The sequence below is a fragment of the Streptomyces sp. I05A-00742 genome, from assembly GCF_013055795.1.
Classification (GTDB): domain Bacteria; phylum Actinomycetota; class Actinomycetes; order Streptomycetales; family Streptomycetaceae; genus Streptomyces.
This window is the reverse complement of the sequence record NZ_JABETO010000066.1, coordinates 1-18,532: the sequence shown is the minus strand read 5'-3', so window position 1 is coordinate 18,532 and position 18,532 is coordinate 1. Positions and strand designations below refer to the sequence as shown.

The window sequence follows — 18,532 nt, the reverse complement described above, 5'->3', positions numbered from 1 at the left end:
GGCCGGGCCCCGCCCGCCGGTGACCGTGCTGCTCGGCCCGGACTCCGAGGTCGGCCGCGCCCTCGCCGCCGGACGCCCCGACCGGGCCGCCCGGCTGCTCGCGCCCTGGCGCGAAACGTTCGGCACCGCCCTCCGGCTGGAGGCCGTCCGGCACGGCCGCACCGGCACCGGCCCCGGCTCGCTGCGGCTCGCCGCCCGTACCGTCGGCTTCGCCGCCGACCAGGGCGTACCGGCCGTCCTGAGCAACGCCGCGCGCTACGCCGACCCCGGCCAGGGGCCCGTCGCCGACGTGCTCGACGCCGCCCGCCGGCTGGTCCCCATCGACTTCCGCCGGCCCGGGGCGCTGGACGGCGGCGAGCGCTGGCTCAAGGACCCCGGCGCCATGGCCGCCGCGGCCGAGCGGATCGCGGAGGCCGCCGGGCTGCGCCGCGACGCCGCCCACCGGCTGCTCGCCACCACCGAGGAGACCGCCGCCGCCTGCCGCGTCGACCCCGAGGACGACCTCGGCCTCGGCTCGGTCCACTTCCCCGAGCCGCGCCTGGTCGGCGCGGACCGGCGCACCGCCGACCGGGTGCTGCGCTCCCGCTGCACCGCCGGCCTGGTGCTGCGCGGCCTCGACCGGGGCGCCCGCGCCCGGGAGTACCGCGACCGGCTGGACGACGAGCTGGCCATCATCGGGCACCGCGGCTTCGCCTCGTACTTCCTCACCGTCGCCCGGGTCGTCGACGACGCCCGCGACCTCGGCGTCCGCGTGGCCGCCCGCGGCTCCGGCGCCGGCTCGCTGGTCAACCACCTGCTGGGCATCGCCGGCGCCGACCCGGTCGAACACGGCCTGCTGATGGAGCGGTTCCTGTCCACCCGGCGGGCCGCGCTGCCCGACATCGACATCGACGTCGAGTCCGCGCGCCGGCTGGACGTCTACCGGGCGATCTTCGACCGCTTCGGCCCCGAGCGGGTCGCGACCGTCGCCATGCCCGAGACCTACCGGGTCCGGCACGCCCTCCGCGACGTGGGCGCCGCCCTCGCCATGGACCCCGCCGAGGTGGACCGCCTCGCCAAGGCGTTCCCGCACATCCGGGCGCGCGACGCGCGGGCCGCGCTCGCCGAACTGCCGGAGCTGCGCGGGATCCGGCCGGAGCGGTACGGGCGGCTGTGGGAGCTGACCGAGGCGCTGGACGCGCTGCCGCGCGGCGTCGCCATGCACCCGTGCGGCGTCCTGCTGTCGGACGCGACCCTGCGCGCCCGCACCCCCGTCGTGCCGACGAGCGGCGAGGGCTTCCCCATGTCCCAGTTCGACAAGGACGACGTGGAGGAGCTGGGCCTGCTCAAGCTCGACGTGCTGGGCGTGCGGATGCAGTCCGCGATGGCGCACGCGGTGGACGAGGTCGAACGGGCCACCGGCCGCCGTATCGACCTCGACGACCCCGGGCAGGTGCGCCCGGGCGACCGGCGGACGTACGCGCTGATCCGCTCCGCCGAGACGCTCGGCTGCTTCCAGATCGAGTCGCCCGGCCAGCGCGATCTGATCGGCCGGCTCCAGCCCGAGAACTTCCACGACCTCGTCGTCGACATCTCGCTGTTCCGGCCGGGCCCGGTCGCCGCCGACATGGTGCGCCCCTTCATCGAGGCCCGGCACGGCCGCGCGCCCGCCCGTTATCCGCACCCGGACCTGGCGGAGGTGCTGAGGGAGACCCACGGCGTGGTCGTCTTCCACGAGCAGATCATCGAGATCCTGCGGATCATGACCGGCTGCGACCGGGGCTCCGCGGACGAGACCCGGCGCGCGCTCTCCAACCCCGAACTGCTGGGCCGGGTACGGGCGTGGTTCGCGGCACGGGCGGCGGAGCGCGGCTACTCCGCCGACGTGGTCCGCCGCACCTGGGAGATCGTCGAGGCGTTCGGCTCGTACGGCTTCTGCAAGGCGCACGCGGTCGCCTTCGCCGTGCCCACCTACCAGTCGGCCTGGCTCAAGGCGCACCACCCGGCCGCGTTCTACGCCGGACTGCTCACCCACGACCCGGGGATGTACCCGAAGCGGCTGCTGCTGGCGGACGCGCGGCGGCACGGGGTGCCGGTGCTGCCGCTGGATGTGAACCGTTCGGACGCCGCCTATCGAATCGAACTGGTGTCTGAGAGGCGGTTCGGGGTCCGTCTCGCCCTCTCCGAGGTGCACGGCATCACCGCGGCCGAGACGGAACGGATCGTCGCCGGCCGCCCGTACACCTCGCTCCAGGACCTGTGGCGGCGGGCCAGGCCCGGCCTCCCCGTCGCCGAACGGCTGGCGCGCGTCGGCGCGTTGGACGCGTTCGGCACCAACCGCCGCGACCTGCTGCTGCACCTCGCGGAGCTCCACCGCCACCAGCGGGGGCCCACCGCCCAGCCGACCCTGGTCGACGACGCGCGGACGGAGCCGATCGGCCTGCCCGACCTCGACGCGAAGGAGCGCCTGGGCGCCGAGCTGAACGTGCTCGGCATGGACACCTCGCGCCATCTGATGACCGACCACCGGGCGTTCCTGCGGGAGTTGGGCGCGCTCCCGGCGAGCCGGCTGCGCGACGCGCGGCACGGCGAGACCGTGCTGGTCGCGGGCGCCAAGGCCGCCACCCAGACCCCGCCGGTCCGGTCCGGCAGGCGGGTGGTCTTCGCGACCCTGGACGACGGCACGGGACTGGTGGACTGCGCGTTCTTCGACGACTCCCACGCGGCCTGCGCCCACACGGTCTTCCACTCCTGGCTGCTGCTGGTCCGCGGCACGGTCCAGCGGCGCGGGCCGCGCAGCCTGAGCGTGGTCGGCACCCGGGCGTGGAACCTGGCGGAGCTCGTCGCCCTCCGGGCCGAGGGCGGCCTGGAGGCGGTGGCCGAACTGCTGGCCCGGCCACCGGAGGAGCAGCCCGCCGGTCCGCAGCGCCGTATCGAGCTGCCCACCGGATACGCGATGCACCCGTGGGCCGACCTGCGGCCGGCGGGCGAAGGGGAGGCCACGGGGCGGAAGTTGTGGCACGCGAGCCAGGGGAGTGCGGGACGATGAACGGACGGAGACTGACCCCGGTTCCCCCTTTGCCGGAGGGTGCGCCGGTCCGGCGGCCGCGACCGGCGGCGGAGGCCGGCGGGGAGACCCCCGTCCTGTGCGTGCACTTCCACCCCGCCGCGGACGGGCCCCTCGATGAGGAGATCTACGACGGCCTCCTCGCCCTGCTCGCGGAGGTGACCCCCGTCGTCCAGGCGCTCCCGCCCGCCGCCGCGCTCGCCGACGTCCGGGGCGCCACGCGGTACTTCGGCCGGGACCCCGCCGGGATCGCCGCCCTGCTGCGGGTCCGGAGCCTCGCCCGGTACGGCACCGACTGCGCGGTCGGCGTCGCCGCCAACCCGATGCTGGCGCGGATGGCCGCGCGGGACGCGGCGCCCGGCACGGTCCGCGTGCTCCCGGCGGACGAGGACGAGGTGGCCGCCTTCCTGGCCCGCCGGCCGGCCGCGGCGCTGCACGGGGTGGGCCCCGCCACCGCCCGCACCCTGTGCGCGTACGGGCTCGACAGCGTCGGCCGGATCGCCGCCGCGCCGCTCCCCGCGCTCCAGCGCATCCTCGGCGCGGCCGCCGGGCGGACCCTCCACGAGCGGGCGCGCGGCATCGACCCCACGCCGGTCACCCCTGAGGCGCGGGCCCGTTCGATGGGGGCGGAACACCGCTTCGCAACCGACGAACTGGACCCGGCCCACCGCCGGCGCGCCCTGCTCGCGCTCGCCGACGGGCTGGGCGCCCGGCTGCGGGAGAGCGGCCAGGCCGCCCGCGGCCTCACCCTCACCGTCCGGTACGCCGACGGCTCCGCCACGACCCGGACCAGGACCTTCGCCGAACCGACCGCGCACACCCCGGAGCTGACCGCCGTGGCGTACGACCTGCACGGCGCGCTCGGCCTGCAGCGGGCCCGGGTGCGGGCGGTGGCGCTGCGCGCCGAGGGGCTCACCGACGCCGAAGGGGTCCCGCACCAGCTGACGTTCGACGCCGCCGACGACAAGGCGCGCCGGGTCGAGGCCGCCGTCGACCGGGCGCGGGCGCGCTTCGGCCCGTCGGCGGTGGGGCCGGCGGCGGCGCTGCACGTCGCCTGACCGCCCGAGTGCGGACTGCCCTTTACCACCTATCTGTTACTGCCAGGTAACTGGCCGAATTCGTGCGAACGAATACATGTCGAACTTCTTGACGAAGTTATGACCTTCACGCAACCTACTCGCACGTAAGTTGATGCCCTTTCAGCGCGAGGCCCCCCCGGACCATCGTGCCGCTGCCGTGCGCCCTCCCCCACCTGCGAGGTTCCCCTCATGATCGGCACCCGAAGACTCCCTCGTATCCGCAGCGTCTTCAGAATCCTCTGCACCCTGCTGCCCGCGCTCGCCCTCGTGCTGGCCTTCGGATCCGCCGCACCGGCCGCCCCCGCCGGTGCGCAGACGGTCAGCAGTGGCTGGAACAACTACTCCTGCAAGCCGTCGTCCGCCCACCCCCGGCCCGTCGTCCTCGTCCACGGCACCCTCGCCAACTCCGTGGACAATTGGGTCTTCCTCGCGCCCTACCTGGTGAACCGCGGCTACTGCGTCTACTCGCTGGACTACGGCCAGCTGCCCGGCGTCCCCGTCTTCAACGGCCTCGGCCCGGTCGCCAAGTCGGCCGGCCAGCTCTCCACCTTCGTGGACAAGGTCCGCAAGGCCACCGGCGCGCAGAAGGTGGACCTCGTCGGCCACTCCCAGGGCGGCGGCGTGATGCCGCGCTACTACCTCAACTTCCTGGACGGCGCGGGCAAGGTGAACTCCCTGACCGGACTCGCCCCGTCCAACCACGGCACGACCCTCTCCGGCCTGACCAAGCTCATGGACCTGATCCCCGGCGCCCGCGAGGCCATCCACGGCACCGCCCCCGGCCTCACCGACCAGGCCGTCGGCTCCGACTTCATCAAGAAGATGAACTCCCGCCCCGACACGGTCCCCGGCGTCCGCTACACCGTCATCGCCACCAAGTACGACGAGGTCGTCACCCCGTACCGCACCGCCTACCTCTCCGGCCCCGACGTCCGCAACATCCTGCTCCAGGACCGCTGCTCCGTCGACCTCTCCGAACACCTCGCGATCGGCACCATAGACCGCGTCGCCTTCAAGGAGGTCACCAACGCCCTGGACCCGTCCCACGCCAAGCCGGCCACTTGTGCCGACATGGTGAGCTGACCTCCCGAAGAATCGTTTCTTCACGCTCCGGGAGCGCCCGTACCCACCGAAAGGCGGGGGCGGGCGCTCCTTCGCGCCCTCCGGGAGATACCGGCACCGCGCGGCGGACTGTTCGACCGTTTTGCGGAGCACGCGGAGGAGTTGTGGGGGCGGGGGGTTCCCGTACGTCAGTGAGTGGCCCGAGGGTTCAAGCCGCGGCGCACGGGCCGGGCCATGGCGGATTCCGTCAGGTCGTCGTCCGCCCGGAGGGGCTGGGACTCTCCCGTCCGGGCGAAACCCTTTCTCCGGTACAGCCGTTCGGCGCGGTCGTTGCCGTCCGTGACCCAGAGCCGGATCTCGGCGAGTCCGCGGTCCGCCGCCCAGCCGACGGCCGCGTCCACGAGCAGGCCGCCGGCGCCTGTGCCGCGGGCGCCGGCGGCCACCCAGAGGGAGACGAGCTCGGCGGTCCGGGGGCCCGTGGGGACCACGCCGACCAGCCCGCAGGCCTCTCCGCGCCGTTCGGCCAGGAACGTGTTGCGCCGGGAGAGGCGCTCCCGCCACAGTTCCTCGGGGAAGGCGTTCTCCCGGTCCCACGTGGAGCCGAACGCCTCGGGCGTGTCCGCGAGCGCGGTCAGGCGGACGGAGCGGTAGAGCCGCCATTCGTCCGGGTCCAGGGGGCGTGTGATGATCTCCTCTTCGGGCATGGGGTGACCGTTCCAGGTGCCGGCCCAGGGGAGCAAACGACTTTCCGGAGGGCTGCGGGTGGGTGGATATATGGGATATAAGTCCCATACTGCGTTAGTGAATTGACAAATTTAGGGTTGCCTAACCTAATGTCGGTTCCGTGACCGAGTTCCCTCTCCGTCCCGTCACGGACCCTCGCACACGCCCCGCGCCCCTGCATGCGATCGCCGTCGGCGTCGCGATTCCCGAGTAGCGACCCCTCCCCGAACGCCGTCGGACCGGGGGCCGGCCGTGCCGAACCGCCGTGCCCGCCCCGTCCGTTCGCGTCTCCGCGCACCCTGCCCTCGGCCCGAAAGGCACTCCCGTGCGGCTGCTCCTCTCGTTCACCTCCGTTTCCCCCGAGGGCTCCCCCCTCGCGACCGCCCGGCCCGGCGGCCGCAGACGCAGACCCGGCGGCCCCTTCGGCGGCGGCGTCCGTCCCCGGACGCGAACCGCCCTGTCCGTCGTGTTCAACGGGCCGTCGGCACGGTGTCCGGCACCCGCACCGATCCAGGGGAGATGTCATGAGTGAGCACGACGGGGCCGACGGCGTGGAGGGCGGGCTCGTCGTCCGCGTGCTCGACGCCCTGCTGCGGGAGGACGTCTGCCGGCTGCGCAGCACGGCGCGGACCGAGAGCCGTCCGGACGGCGACCGGCTGGCGCTGACCGTGGCGGGAGAATCGTTACTGCTGCCGGTCGTCCACGACGGGCTCCAGTGCGCGGTCCGGATCCGCGCCCCGCTGCTGGAGACCGCGGACGGCGTCGTCACCGGCCTGGACGCGGTGCTGAACCGGCTGCGTGCGGCGGCGGATCCGGACGAGCGCGCCGGGTTCGACGCGTTCGCCGCCGCGTGCGCGGCGGAGCTGGAGGTCCTGCGGCTGCGCGAACGGGCGCGCGGGGACGTCACCGAGCGGCTGGCCGCGCTGTACGGGCGTACCGCCGCCGAGTGGACCGGACCGCGCGGCGCCCTCGCCTTCGACGTGCTCGCCGCACTCCGTCCCGAACCCGGCCTTCCCACGGGCCGCGCGGCGCTCGGCCCCGGCGAACTCACGGCCTACGCCCCCGAGTTCCACCCCTGCTTCGGACTGCGCTGGCTCGCCCTGCCGCGGGAGGCCGTCCATCGCGGCCCGGGGGACCTCCCGGAGTGGTGGCCAGGACCGGACGCGCTCGGCCTGTCCGGCCTGGACGCCACGCACACGATGCTGCCGGTGCACCCGCTGACCGCGGGCGAACCGCTCGACGGGGCGCTGCGCGCCGCCGGACTGGAGGGCAGGGCGCACCTCGCCGAGAAGCCCTGGGCGGACGTCGTGCCGACGCGGTCGGCGGGGACGCTCGCCCCGGCCGACGCACCGGCGACGCGGGTCGAGGTGCCGCTCGCCGGAGCCGTTCCGGACGCGTGGCCGGGGGCGCTCGCCGACGGTGTGGTGGCACAACGGCTCCTGGAGGAGGTCCTGTTGTGCGAACCGCGGTTCGTCGGGTCCGTCCTCCCGGCCGACGGGAGCGCGTACCTGCGCGCCGGGCACCCCCTGCTCGCCGCCCGGGTGCTTCACCGCCCGGACCCGGCCGACGCGCAGGTGGTGCCCGTCGCCGCGCTGCCCGCCCGGACGCCCGACGGCGGAACGGTCGCGGACGCCCTCGCCGCGCGCCACTACGGCGGGTCGCTGCCCGCCTTCGCCGACGCCTGGGTGACGCTGCTCCTGGACTGGCACACCACCCTCTTCTCCTACGGCGTGGCCCTGGACGTCCACCCGCGGAGCCTGTCGGTGGTGCTCGACGCGCACCGCGGCCGCCCCCGGCTGCGGCTGCTGTACGGAACCCCCGGCGGGCTCCTGGTGAACGGGGTGCGGTTCGCCTCGCGGCTCGGCGGGCAGGCGGCGGACCTCCTCGGCTTCGCCGACCGGCGGACCCTCGCCGGGCACGACGGGCCCGTCGCCGACGCCCTCGCCACCGGCGCCCTGTACCGGTGCGCGGTGGAACCCCTGGACGCGTTCGCCCGGGACGGCCGCGGCAGCCGGGCCGGATGGCTGCGGCTGGTGCGCGACCGGCTCGCCGAGGCCGTGGACCGCGTCCCGCCCGGCGCCGCGACGGTGCTCCGCACCCGGCTGCTGGACTCCGGGGCACTGCCGGTCCGGGCCGCGGTCACCGGCGGTGCGGGGCGGCGCTATCTGAACGGGCCGAACTACCTGGCCGCCGCCGGTGATTGAGCGGCCTCCCGGCCGTCGGGCTCCCGGAGTTCCCGCACGTACCGCCAGTCCGCCGCGGTCCACTCGTAGCCGAACCACTTGTTGATCGCCAGCATGGGCCCGTTCTCCGCGTCGTTGCAGGTGAACGCCTCCGTGCAGCCGGCCGCCCGCGCCAGGTGGAGGGCGCGGTTCTTGGTGAGTTTGGCCAGGCCCCGGCCGCGGTGCGACCGTGCCGTGCCGGTCATGCCGGACATCATCCGGCCGAGCCCGTCGGTCCGGACGAGGGTGAAGGCGACGGCCACACCGTCCGCGACGGCGACGGTCGAGAGGGAGTGGTCGATGTCCGGCTGCCGCCACTCGTGGGCGAGCCACGCCTCGTACGACAGGATCTCGGCCGGAATGTCGCACGGTTCGTCCTGGACGGTCTCCATGTCCAGCGCGTGGATCGGGCGGGGGTCGTCGGCGAAGGCGGTGAAGGGGCGCAGTTCGACGCCCCGGGGCGGCTCCGCCTCCGGCGGCAGCGGGGTGCCGGCGAGGTCGAGCCGGAGGTAACCGGACCGGCGCAGCCGCCGGTAGCCGTGCCGTTCGGCCCGGGCGGGGGAGCGCCCGTCGTCCGTCACCCGGATGAAGACCGACCGGGCGCCGATCCCGGCGAGGTACTCCTCGGCCGCCCGCAGGAGGGCCGAGGCCGTCGCGTCGGCCTCCCGCTCCCCGACGCGGGGATCGGCGTACGGGTTCGCGAACGCCTGGCCGTCCTCGCCGTTGTCCGGGTACAGGCCCATGCGGACGGAGCCGGTGACCCGGCCGCCGGACTCGGTGACGAGGTGGCGGAAGCGCTGCCCGGGAGGCGCCTGTCCGGCCTCCCAGCTGATCATCTCCGGCGCGCAGACCATGAACGGCGCGGCGGCGCGGCGGACTTCGGCGACGGCGTGCGCGTCGGCGGGGGTGAGGTCCCGGACGGTGAAGGGCATGCGCGGACGGTAGGCGAGCCGGCGAGGGAGTTGCAAAAGGTTTTACCTCTTATGGTTGGTACATACATCTATATGGGCGTAGCGTCTCCGGCACGGGCCGCGACGGAGACGGCGGCCCGTGCCGAACGGGGGTCGAGCCATGCCCCGGGACACCCGGGGCGACTGCCGAAAGGGGACACCGCGACATGTGCGGGATCACCGGATGGATCGCCTACGACCAGGACCTCACCACCGCGGCCGCGCGCGGCACGCTGGAGCGGATGACGCGGACCATGGAGTGCCGCGGCCCGGACGCCTCGGGCCTCTGGACGGACACGCACGCCGCCCTCGGCCACCGCAGGCTGGCCGTCATCGACATCGAGGGCGGCCGGCAGCCGATGCTCGCCGAACACGACGGACGCACCCAACTGGCCCTCACCTACAGCGGCGAGGTGTACAACTACCGCGAGCTGCGCTCCGAACTCGCCGGACGCGGGCACGTGTTCCGCACCAGCAGCGACACCGAGGTCGTGCTGCACGCCTACCTGGAGTGGGGCGAGGCGTTCACCGAACGCCTCAACGGCATGTACGCCTTCGCCCTCTGGGACCCGCGCACGGAAGAACTCCTCCTCGTCCGCGACCGCATGGGCATCAAGCCGCTCTTCTACCGCCCCACCCCCGACGGCGTCCTCTTCGGCTCCGAGCAGAAGGCCGTCCTCGCCCACCCCGGCGTCCGCGCCACCGTGGGCACCGAGGGGCTCGCCGAAGTCCTCGCCTTCGTCAAGACCCCGGGCCACGGCGTCTACGACGGCCTGCACGAGGTGCGGCCGGGACACACCGTCCGTGTCCGCCGGGACGGGATCACCGTCCGGCGCTACTGGGCGCTGGAGGCCCACGAGCACACCGACGACATCCCCACCACCGTCGCGCACATCCGCGAACTCCTCGACGACATCGTCACCCGCCAGCTCATCGCCGACGTCCCGCTGTGCACCCTGCTCTCCGGCGGACTCGACTCGTCCGCCATCACCGCGCTCGCCGCCAAGGGCCTCGCGGAGGCGGGACGCGGGCCCGTGCGCTCGTTCTCCGTCGACTTCACCGGCCAGACCGACCACTTCGTCCCCGACGACCTGCGCGGCACCCCCGACGGCCCGTACGCCCACGCCCTCGCCGAACACGTGCGCTCCGACCACCGTGACATCGTCCTGGACACCGCCGCCCTGATGGACCCCCGCCACCGGCGGGCCGTGCTCACCGCCCGGGACCTGCCCACCGGCTTCGGCGACGGCGACACCTCCCTCTACCTCCTCTTCAAGGCGATACGGGAGCAGTCCACCGTCGCCCTCTCCGGAGAGTCCGCCGACGAGGTCTTCGGCGGCTACAAGTGGTTCCACGACGGGTCCGCGCACGCCGACACCTTCCCCTGGGTCGCGGCCGGCGTCGCCCACCTCTTCTCCGGCGGACACGGCGGGCTCGGCGACCTCCTCGCCAAGGACGTCCTCGACGCCGTCGACGTCCCCGGCTACACCGAGGCCCGCTACCGCGAGGCCCTCGCCGAGGTGCCCCGGCTGCCCGGCGAGACCGGGCTGGAGAAGCGCATGCGCGAAGTCTGCCATCTGCACCTCACCCGGTTCGTCCAGATCCTCCTCGACCGCAAGGACCGCGCCAGCATGGCCACCGGCCTGGAGGTCCGGGTGCCCTTCTGCGACCACCGCCTCGTCTCCTACGTCTTCAACACCCCCTGGGCGATGAAGACCTTCGACGGCCGCGAGAAGTCCCTGCTGCGCGCCGCCGTCCGCGACGTGCTCCCCGACGTGGTCGCCGACCGCGTCAAGAGCCCCTACCCGGCGACCCAGGACCCCCGCTACGGGGACGCGCTCCGCGCCGGACTCCGCGAGATCGCCGCCGACCGGGACGCGCCCGTGCGGTCCCTGCTCCGCGAGGACGCCCTGAGGGAAGCCCTCGCCGAGGACGCCGGGGACCACTACCGCGGCGCCACCGAACTCGTGCTCGGCCTCGACTCCTGGCTGCGCACCGGCGGTATCGACCTGCGGCTGTAGCCGCGGCGGTACGGACGAGGGGGCGCCCCCGGACGGCCGTGGCGCGCCCCCTCGGGGTGCCCGGTGCCACGGGCCGGACGGCGCACAATGGGTGGCGCACACCGCCCCGCCAGCCAGGAGACCCCCGTGGCCTTGCACGTGACCGTCGAACCGGACGCCCCCGAACCGCCCTACGAGCAGATCCGCGCCCGCATCGCCGAACAGGCCCGCACGGGAGCGCTCCCCGTCGGCTACCGGCTCCCGACCGTCCGCGGCCTCGCCGAGGAACTGGGGCTCGCCGCCAACACCGTGGCCAAGGCGTACCGGGCCCTGGAGACCGACGGCGTGATCGAGACACACGGCCGCAACGGCACCTTCGTCGCCGCCCCCGGCGACACCGCCGCACGCGAGGCCGCGGCCGCCGCCCGCGCCTACGCCGAGCGCGCCCGGCGCCTCGGCCTCGGCCGGGAGGCCGCCCTCACCGCCGCCGAACAGGCGCTGCGCGCCGTCTACGACGGCTGACCGCCGGCGGGCGGACCCGGATCCCGGGGTTCCCCGCCGCCGTTCGGGCGGAACCCCCCGAACCGGACCTTCGGCCGATACCCTTGCCCGTGATGGGACGTCATGCCGGGGGACCGGCGTTGTCGATACGGGGGCGGTGGCGGCTGACCGCCCTGCTCGCGGCCCTGGTGTGCGCGCTGGCCCTGCTGCTCACCTTCGTTCTCTCCGACTGGCGCTCCCGGAACGGCACGGTGCACGACGAGCGGGCCGACGTCGGCTGGGGCTTCACCCACACCAAGTACAGCGCCGACCGCGGCGAGGACACCGCCCGGAAGGCCGCCGGCAAGCTGCTCACCGCCACATCCCTGCCGCAGAACCAGCACATCATGGGCTGGGGCGCCGACAACCCCGAACCCCGGCCCGGCACCTACAACTTCACCGACCTCGACCGCCGGGTCGCCCTGATGCGCCGGACCGCCGGGACGCCCGTCCTCACCCTCTGCTGCGCCCCCGACTGGATGAAGGGCGGCGGCGCGCAGACCGACTGGGCCCAGAAGTCCCTGGAGAAGGCCCCGGACCGCGCCCACTACCGCGACTTCGCCCGGCTCGCCGGCGTGATCGCCAAGCGCTACCCGGACGTCCACCACTTCGTCGTCTGGAACGAACTCAAGGGCTTCTACGACGAATCCCGCAAGCGCTGGAACTACGAGGGCTACACCGAGCTCTACAACCTCGTTTACGAGGAGATCCGAAAACAGCGCGACGACGTCCTCATCGGCGGCCCGTACGTCGTCATGGACAGCAACGCCCCCGGATCCGCCTCCAACGCCTCCGCCCTCCAGGGCGCCTGGGGCGTCGTCGACCAGCGCGCCATCGACGCCCTCGAGTACTGGAACCGGCACAGGACCGGCGCCGACTTCCTCGTCGTCGACGGCTCCAGCTACACCCGCGACGGCAGCCGCCTCCTCCCCGACGAGTTCCGCGCCACCCGCAAGTTCGCCGACGTCACCACCTGGCTCCGCAAGGCCACCGGCCTCCCCGTCTGGTGGGCCGAGTGGTACGTCGAACCCCCCGACACCCAGGACCGCCGCGCCGCCTGGACCGAGGACCACCGCACCGCCGTCCAGGCCACCGCCATGATGAACATGGCCGAGGCCGGCGTCTCCGGCGCCTTCTACTGGAACCCCGAGGGCAACACCGACGCCTGCCCGGGCTGCCTCTGGAGCAGCACCGAGCTGAGCGGTGGTGGTGGGCGGCTGCCCATGATGGACCTGCTCTCCCGGTTCGCGGAGGAGTTTCCGGTGGGGAAGGGGGTGCGGAGGCCGGATGTGCGGGGGGAGGGGGTGCAGGCGCTTGCGTCGCGGGACGTTTTGCTCGTTGTCAATACGCGGGACGAGGAAGCGAGTGTGCGGGTGGATGGGCGGGCGGTGGTTTTGAAGGGGTACGAGGTGCGGTGGTTGGGGTGAGGGGGGTTGTGCCCCGGACCCGCCCCTTCGCCGATTCCCGGGGAGATCCCCGGACCCCCTGAAACCGCGCTCCGCGCGGTTGTCCTCAAACGCCGGACGGGCTGACATGCCCGCGGCTTCGCCGCTTGTCCTCAAGCGCCGGACAGGCTGGATGTCGCGCCCGGGCGCACGATTCAGCCCGTCCGGCGTTTGAGGACGCGCGCCGCAGGCGCGCTCAGGGGGGTGCGGGGGCTCGCCCCCGCAGAAACGGTGAAAGGGCGGGGCCGGGGCACCCTCACGACATCGTCACCAGCCGCTGCACCAGCACTGCCACGAGCACCACCAACAACGGCACCGCAAACCAGAACGACCCCTGCAACCACCGCCCCTGACGAACCCCCACCCGCATCCCCACCCGCGACAGCTCCCGAGCCGTCAGCAGCACCAGCAGCGAAAGCGCCGCGAGCCCCCCGACCACCGAGACGGGCGTCCAGGTGACGCGCGGCCCCACAGGCCCGGGCCGGGGCTCGGCAGGAGTGCCGGCGGGCCGGTCGCGGAGTTCGTAGAGGGCGGCGTCGTGGTTGGAGAGGACGCGGCGGAGTTCGGGGCGCCGGTCGAGAGCCTGCCGTATGCGGAGGTCCCAGCCGGCGCGGTAGCCGGCGCTGAGTTCCAGGTAGGTGGACTGGCCTTGGCCGAGGATGAGGTAGGAGTTGGGGCCGGCCTGCCGCAGGGCGGTGACGAGGTCGGAGACGCGGGCCGGGTCGCGCGGGGCGAGGGTCGGCTCGTAGAGGACGCGTTCCATGTCACGGGTGCCCCAGGGCATGGCGGGGGTGACGTTGTTGACGGTGTCGCTGCTCATCCACAGCAGCCGCACGGTCGGCTCGTCGTGGGCGTGGACGTAGTCCATGGCGGCGACCTCGCCGGGCCGGACGCGCTCGAAGTCCTCGTTGCCCCAGCGGGCCACGAGGAAGCCGAAGAGCAGGACGAGCCCGGCCGCCAGCGCGCCCAGGGGGGCGACGAGGGGCCGGGGCTTCCTCGCGGCCGCGGGGAAGAGCGCGAGCGCCGCGAGGACGCAGGCGCCGGGGACGGCGAACAGGAAGACGCGCAGGGCGACTTCACCGCCGTAGGACTGCATGCCGAAGGCCAGGAACGGCACACAGGTCAGGACCACCAGGGCCGTGTCGCCGACGCCGGCGCGGCGGCGGCGCCACCAGCCGAGGGCGGCGAACGCGAGGACGCCCCCGGCGAGCGCCACCCGGGTGTAGAGCACCAGCTTGTGGACGGGGTTGCCGCCCTCGATGCGTCCGGAGACGGACGACGAGACGTTGCCGCCCAACGACCCGACACCACCGAACAGTTCATCGAAGTGGCCCGACCAGTACGGCTCGGCGAGGAACCCCACCCACACCGCCAACATCACCCCGCACAGTAGCGGCAGCCCGCGCAGGGTGCAGCGCCGCACCAGCACCAGGGTGGTCAGCACCCCCAGCATGACGAACGGGGTGAGCTGGTGGCTGGCCACCGAGGCCGCGAACAGGGCGATCAGCAGGCCCAGCAGCAGCGTCAGCGTCCGGCGGTCGGCCGGCTCGACCCGGCGCTCGCCGGGCAGCCGCTTCCCGGGGAGCTCGCCGGGCCAGCGGAACCAGACCAGCAGCACGGCCACGAAGAGCAGGTAGAGGACGTAGTTGAGGGACTGCGGGGAAAAGTAGTCCTGGCCGACCCAGCCGCAGAGGGCGAACAGCCACAGGGCCGTCCACTTGGCCCGCCAGTGCGCCCGCACGGCCCGCAGCAGCAGCGCCAGCGGGGCGAGGCAGACCAGCTGGATGGCCAGGGGCCACCAGCGCAGCACCTCCGTGAGGTCGTCCACGCCGCACGCCCTGGCGGCCAGCGCGGCGAGCGCGAAGAAGCCGGGCCAGCTCCAGCGGGCGTCCAGGTCGGGCGCGGCGGAGCCGGTCCTGTCGATGTAGTCGAGGAACCCCAGGTGCTGCCAGGCCGTCGCGAAGCGCGGCCGGTCCTCCAGGACCGCCGGCACGGCGTGCAGGGACACCACGGTCGCCAGCAGCACGGCGGCGAGCAGCCAGGTGCGGGGCCGGTCGGGCACCAGGCAGGCGGCGAACGCCACGACCAGCAGGGCCGCGCCGGCCAGGGTCGCGGCAGGGAGCACCGACACCAGCCCGAGGCCGCCCATGCCGTCGAGGTTCACCTCGCCGGCGGCCGTCATCGGCACCCAGTACAGGGCGAGCGCGAGCAGGAGGAGGAGTCCCGCCACGGCCTCCACACGACGCACAAGCCACCCGCGTGCGGGTGCGGGTGCGGGCGGCGGTGGCGTTGCCGGTGGCAGCGGCACGGACTCGACCGGTCCGGCCGGAGGCGCGGGAGTCGGTGGCGCCGGGGGCTTCCCGCCGAGGACCGGGTGGCGCGCCGGAGCCGACGGGTGCTCCGCCGCCGGGCCGGGCAACTTCCGGACCGGCAGCTGTGCTTCGTCCGGAGCCCCCGGGGCGCCGTTCTGCCGGGCGCTCCCCGACTCGTGGGTCGCTCCTGCCTCTTGGGCCCCCGCCGAATCGGCTGTCGGCCCGTGGCGCCACGGCGTGCCGCTCAGCGTCACCGTCCTGTCCGCGTCGTCCGGCTCCGGTGCGGGCCCGGGGTGGTCGGACGACCCGGTCGTCACCTCCTGCCGCTGGGTGGCCGCGGGCCGGGCTCCACCCGGCGGCGGTTCGCGGAGCTCTCCGGTCCTGTCCGGCGTCACCGTTCCGTCCGTACCCTTCCCTCGACCCGTCCCCGACCCCGACCCCGTCGCCTCCCCCGCTACCCGTGCCACGGGGGATCCAGCCGTCCCGTCCGGGTGACCCGCCCCGCCGGTGCGACCGCGCGGGCGCGCGCCCGGCCACGGGTGCCCGGCCCGGCCCGTGCCCTCCGCGCGGAGGGCGAGCGCCTCCGGGGAGAGCCGTACGTCCGGCCGCCGTTCCAGGTGGTCGAAGTCGAGCCGTACGCCCAGCGGCAGCGTGTCCGCGTCCAGAGCCGCCCGCAGCGCCCAGCGCGTCCCGTAGGCACCGTCCGTCCCCCGGGGACGGGCCTCGCCCCGGCGCTCACTCCGGCGCTCGCCCCGCCGCTCGACCCGCCGTTCGCCGCGGGCCGAGAGGTCCGCGAGATCGCCGTCGGGCGCGGCCTCGGCGGCGCGCTCCGCCGCACGGGCCGGCGGCCGGGCGGGAACCCGGAGCACTCCCCACAGCTTCACGGCCGCGATGGACGTGATCACCGTGAGGCTGGAGATCTCCGCCACCCCCGCCCCCGTCAGCCCCATCCGGGGCAGGAGCAGCAAGGTCAGCCCCAGCACCAGGGCACACAACAGCCCCTGGAGCCAGGCGAGTCCGGCCGTCCGGCTCTGCGCCCGCAGGACGGCGAAGTACGTCTCCATGACCACCCGCAGCGCCGCCCCCACCGCGAACCAGCGCAGCAGCGGGGTCGCCTCGGTGTAGGCGGGCCCGAAGACACCGAGGATCCAGGGCGCGAGGAGGAACAGCAGCCCGCACACCGGGATCATGAGCTTGGCCATCCGGCGCAGCGCCGCCCGGCAGTTCTCCGCGAGCCGCTCCGGGTCGTGCGAGCCCTCGACGGTCAGCGACGCGCCCATGTTGATGGCGAGCAGATTGACCGTGCCTCCTATGGTGGAGGCGATGTAGAAGTACGCGTTCTCGGCCGAGCTGATCTGGGACGCGACGAGCACCGGCACCAGGTAGACGACGGCCAGCGAGAACAGTGAGCCGGTGTAGTCCCCGGCCAGGAACCGGCCGATCTCGCGGGTGGACGCCGGACGGGCGGTCGGCCCGGTCGTCCGGATGTGCGAGGGGACCAGCCGCCGGAACACCAGCCAGCCCAGCGGCAGCACGGAGACGGAGATCGACACCACCCAGGAGACGAACACCCCGGACGCCGGCAGCGCCGCCGCCAGGCCGATCAGCAGGGCGAGTTTGGCCGCGGAGAAGGCGGTGTTCCCCACCGGCACCCATATCGCCTGGCGCAGTCCCGTCAGTACCCCGTCCTGGAGCGTCAGCAGCGACCAGGCGATCACGGCGACGACGAACACCAGTCCGTTCCGGGGGCTGTGGAGCGCCCCGTAGGAGGGTCCCCAGAGGTCGAGGGTGAGCAGGAAGAAGCCGGCGGCGACGGCGACCACCAGGGAGCTGCCCGCGTAGGTGCGGACCACCAGCCGGCGGGTCGACCGGCCCGCGACCGGGATGAAGCGGGCCAGCGCGCCGGTCAGGGTGACCGCGGTGAGGCCGGCCAGCAGCTTCATGGCGGCGATCGCGGCCGAGCCCCGGCCGACCGCGTCCTCGCTGTAGTAGCGGGCGGCGACCAGCCAGAACCCCACGCCGAGGACCGCGCTGATGCCGGTGTTGAGCATCAGCGCGAAGGCGTTGCGGAACAGCGGGCTGCTGCCCCCGCCCCGCCCCGGCAGCCGGAACCCGCGGCCCGCCGGTGCCACCGTCTGCTCCTCGGTCCGTGCGGACACGTCCTCGGCGGACGGGTCCTGGGTGGACGTGTCAGCCACGCGCCTCTCTTGCCTTTCTCATCGCCTGCCGGCCCCGGCGGACGACGGCGTACCCCTTGGTCAGGGCCCGGTCGACCGCGAACAGCCGGCCGACCGCCCGGCCCTGGACCATGCGCTCGAAGTCCGCGATCCCCGTCGTCCGGCGCACGGTCACCCGGCGCAGCCCGTACGGACCCTGCCGGCGCGCGGCCATGCCGTTGCCCACCGCCAGGGAGACCCCGAAGCCGGCCGAGCGCACCGCCTGCCGCACCCGGCGGCTGGAGTAGCCGTACGGATAGGCGAACGATTCCGGTGGGCGGCCGAGCTCCTGGGTGAGTATCTCGCGGCAGCGCCCGATCTCGAACGACAGCCCGTCGTCGGGCAGTTGATCGAGTTGCGGATGCGTGTGGCTGTGTCCGCCGATCTCGGCACCCGACTCCGCGAGCTCGCGCAGCTGCTCCCAGGTGAGCATCAGATCGAGCGCGCCCCCCGTGTCGTACGGCCCGCGCAGCCACCCCGTGGACACGAACACCGTTGAGGGGAACGCCCGTTCGGCCAGTACGGGGAGGGCGTGCCGGTGCACGCCCTCGTAGCCGTCGTCGAAGGTGATCAGCACCGGCCTGGGCGGCAGCGGACGGTTCTCGCGCCAGCGGGCGGCCAGTTCCCCGGCCGTCAGCGGGACGAAGCCGGACGCGTCCAGCAGCCGCATCTGCTCGGCGAAGGCCTCCGGCGAGACCGACAGCGCGTGCGTGGCCCGCGCGGGGGAGTGGGCCACCGCGTGGTACATGAGGATCGGCACCTCCGCGGGAGCCGTCATCCGCCCGCCTCCCCGCCGTCGGACGAGGGCGGCGGGGCCGCCGCGGGCTGTGCGGGGTGCGGCACCGTGAACCGGCCGCCGCCCCGGCGGGCCCGGACCCGGCCGAGGGCGTAGCCGCCCGCCGCCGCGGCCACCCCCGCGACGATGGCCGCCGCCCGC

The 18,532-nt window shown here is 74.4% G+C and carries 11 protein-coding genes; 7 read left to right on the top strand and 4 right to left on the bottom strand.

What is annotated here, in order from left to right; genetic code table 11:
• The 3 genes from HN013_RS31275 to HN013_RS31265 all read left to right on the top strand — a co-directional run.
• Window positions 1–3,028 (top strand): DNA polymerase III subunit alpha (locus tag HN013_RS31275; RefSeq protein WP_171172255.1); only part of this gene is annotated, 3,028 nt, incomplete at its 5' end.
• Window positions 3,025–4,104, top strand: coding sequence for a DNA polymerase thumb domain-containing protein (locus HN013_RS31270; RefSeq protein WP_171172253.1), 1,080 nt, complete (start codon window positions 3,025–3,027; stop codon window positions 4,102–4,104). The genes HN013_RS31275 and HN013_RS31270, both read left to right, overlap by 4 nt.
• A 210-nt stretch (window positions 4,105–4,314) precedes the next feature.
• The gene (locus tag HN013_RS31265) at window positions 4,315–5,208 is read left to right on the top strand and encodes a triacylglycerol lipase (protein WP_171172251.1); all 894 of its coding nucleotides are present in this window, start codon (window positions 4,315–4,317) and stop codon (window positions 5,206–5,208) included.
• A 167-nt stretch (window positions 5,209–5,375) separates the two neighbouring features.
• Here HN013_RS31265 and HN013_RS31260 read toward each other — a convergent pair whose 3' ends face one another.
• Window positions 5,376–5,891, bottom strand: coding sequence for a GNAT family N-acetyltransferase (locus tag HN013_RS31260; protein ID WP_171172249.1), 516 nt, complete (start codon window positions 5,889–5,891; stop codon window positions 5,376–5,378).
• A 543-nt stretch (window positions 5,892–6,434) separates the two neighbouring features.
• Here HN013_RS31260 and HN013_RS31255 point away from each other — a divergent pair.
• On the top strand, window positions 6,435–8,114 hold the full coding sequence (locus HN013_RS31255) for an IucA/IucC family protein (RefSeq protein WP_171172247.1): 1,680 nt from the start codon (window positions 6,435–6,437) through the stop codon (window positions 8,112–8,114).
• Here the strand turns inward: HN013_RS31255 and HN013_RS31250 are convergent.
• The gene (locus HN013_RS31250; RefSeq protein ID WP_171172245.1) at window positions 8,090–9,064 is read right to left on the bottom strand and encodes a GNAT family N-acetyltransferase; all 975 of its coding nucleotides are present in this window, start codon (window positions 9,062–9,064) and stop codon (window positions 8,090–8,092) included. The genes HN013_RS31255 and HN013_RS31250 overlap by 25 nt on opposite strands.
• A 185-nt stretch (window positions 9,065–9,249) precedes the next feature.
• Between HN013_RS31250 and asnB the strand changes: the two genes are divergently transcribed.
• The 3 genes from asnB to HN013_RS31235 all read left to right on the top strand — a co-directional run bounded on the left by asnB (window position 9,250) and on the right by HN013_RS31235 (window position 13,049).
• Window positions 9,250–11,103, top strand: coding sequence for an asparagine synthase (glutamine-hydrolyzing) (asnB, locus tag HN013_RS31245; protein ID WP_171172243.1), 1,854 nt, complete (start codon window positions 9,250–9,252; stop codon window positions 11,101–11,103).
• 126 nt (window positions 11,104–11,229) lie between these two features.
• On the top strand, window positions 11,230–11,604 hold the full coding sequence (locus HN013_RS31240; RefSeq protein WP_171172241.1) for a GntR family transcriptional regulator: 375 nt from the start codon (window positions 11,230–11,232) through the stop codon (window positions 11,602–11,604).
• Between the two features lie 92 nt (window positions 11,605–11,696).
• Complete coding sequence (locus HN013_RS31235) at window positions 11,697–13,049, top strand: xylan 1,4-beta-xylosidase (RefSeq protein ID WP_171172238.1); 1,353 nt, start codon at window positions 11,697–11,699, stop codon at window positions 13,047–13,049.
• 274 nt (window positions 13,050–13,323) lie between these two features.
• Here HN013_RS31235 and HN013_RS31230 read toward each other — a convergent pair whose 3' ends face one another.
• Together HN013_RS31230 and HN013_RS31225 are read right to left on the bottom strand one after the other, a co-directional pair.
• A complete protein-coding gene (locus HN013_RS31230; protein WP_312018769.1) occupies window positions 13,324–17,577 on the bottom strand; it encodes a lipopolysaccharide biosynthesis protein in 4,254 nt (1,417 codons plus the stop codon).
• Window positions 17,570–18,373 (bottom strand): polysaccharide deacetylase family protein, encoded by an 804-nt coding sequence (locus HN013_RS31225; RefSeq protein ID WP_171172236.1) that lies wholly within the window; start codon window positions 18,371–18,373, stop codon window positions 17,570–17,572. The genes HN013_RS31230 and HN013_RS31225 overlap by 8 nt, the downstream gene beginning before the upstream one ends.
• Between the last annotated feature and the right edge of the window lie 159 nt (window positions 18,374–18,532).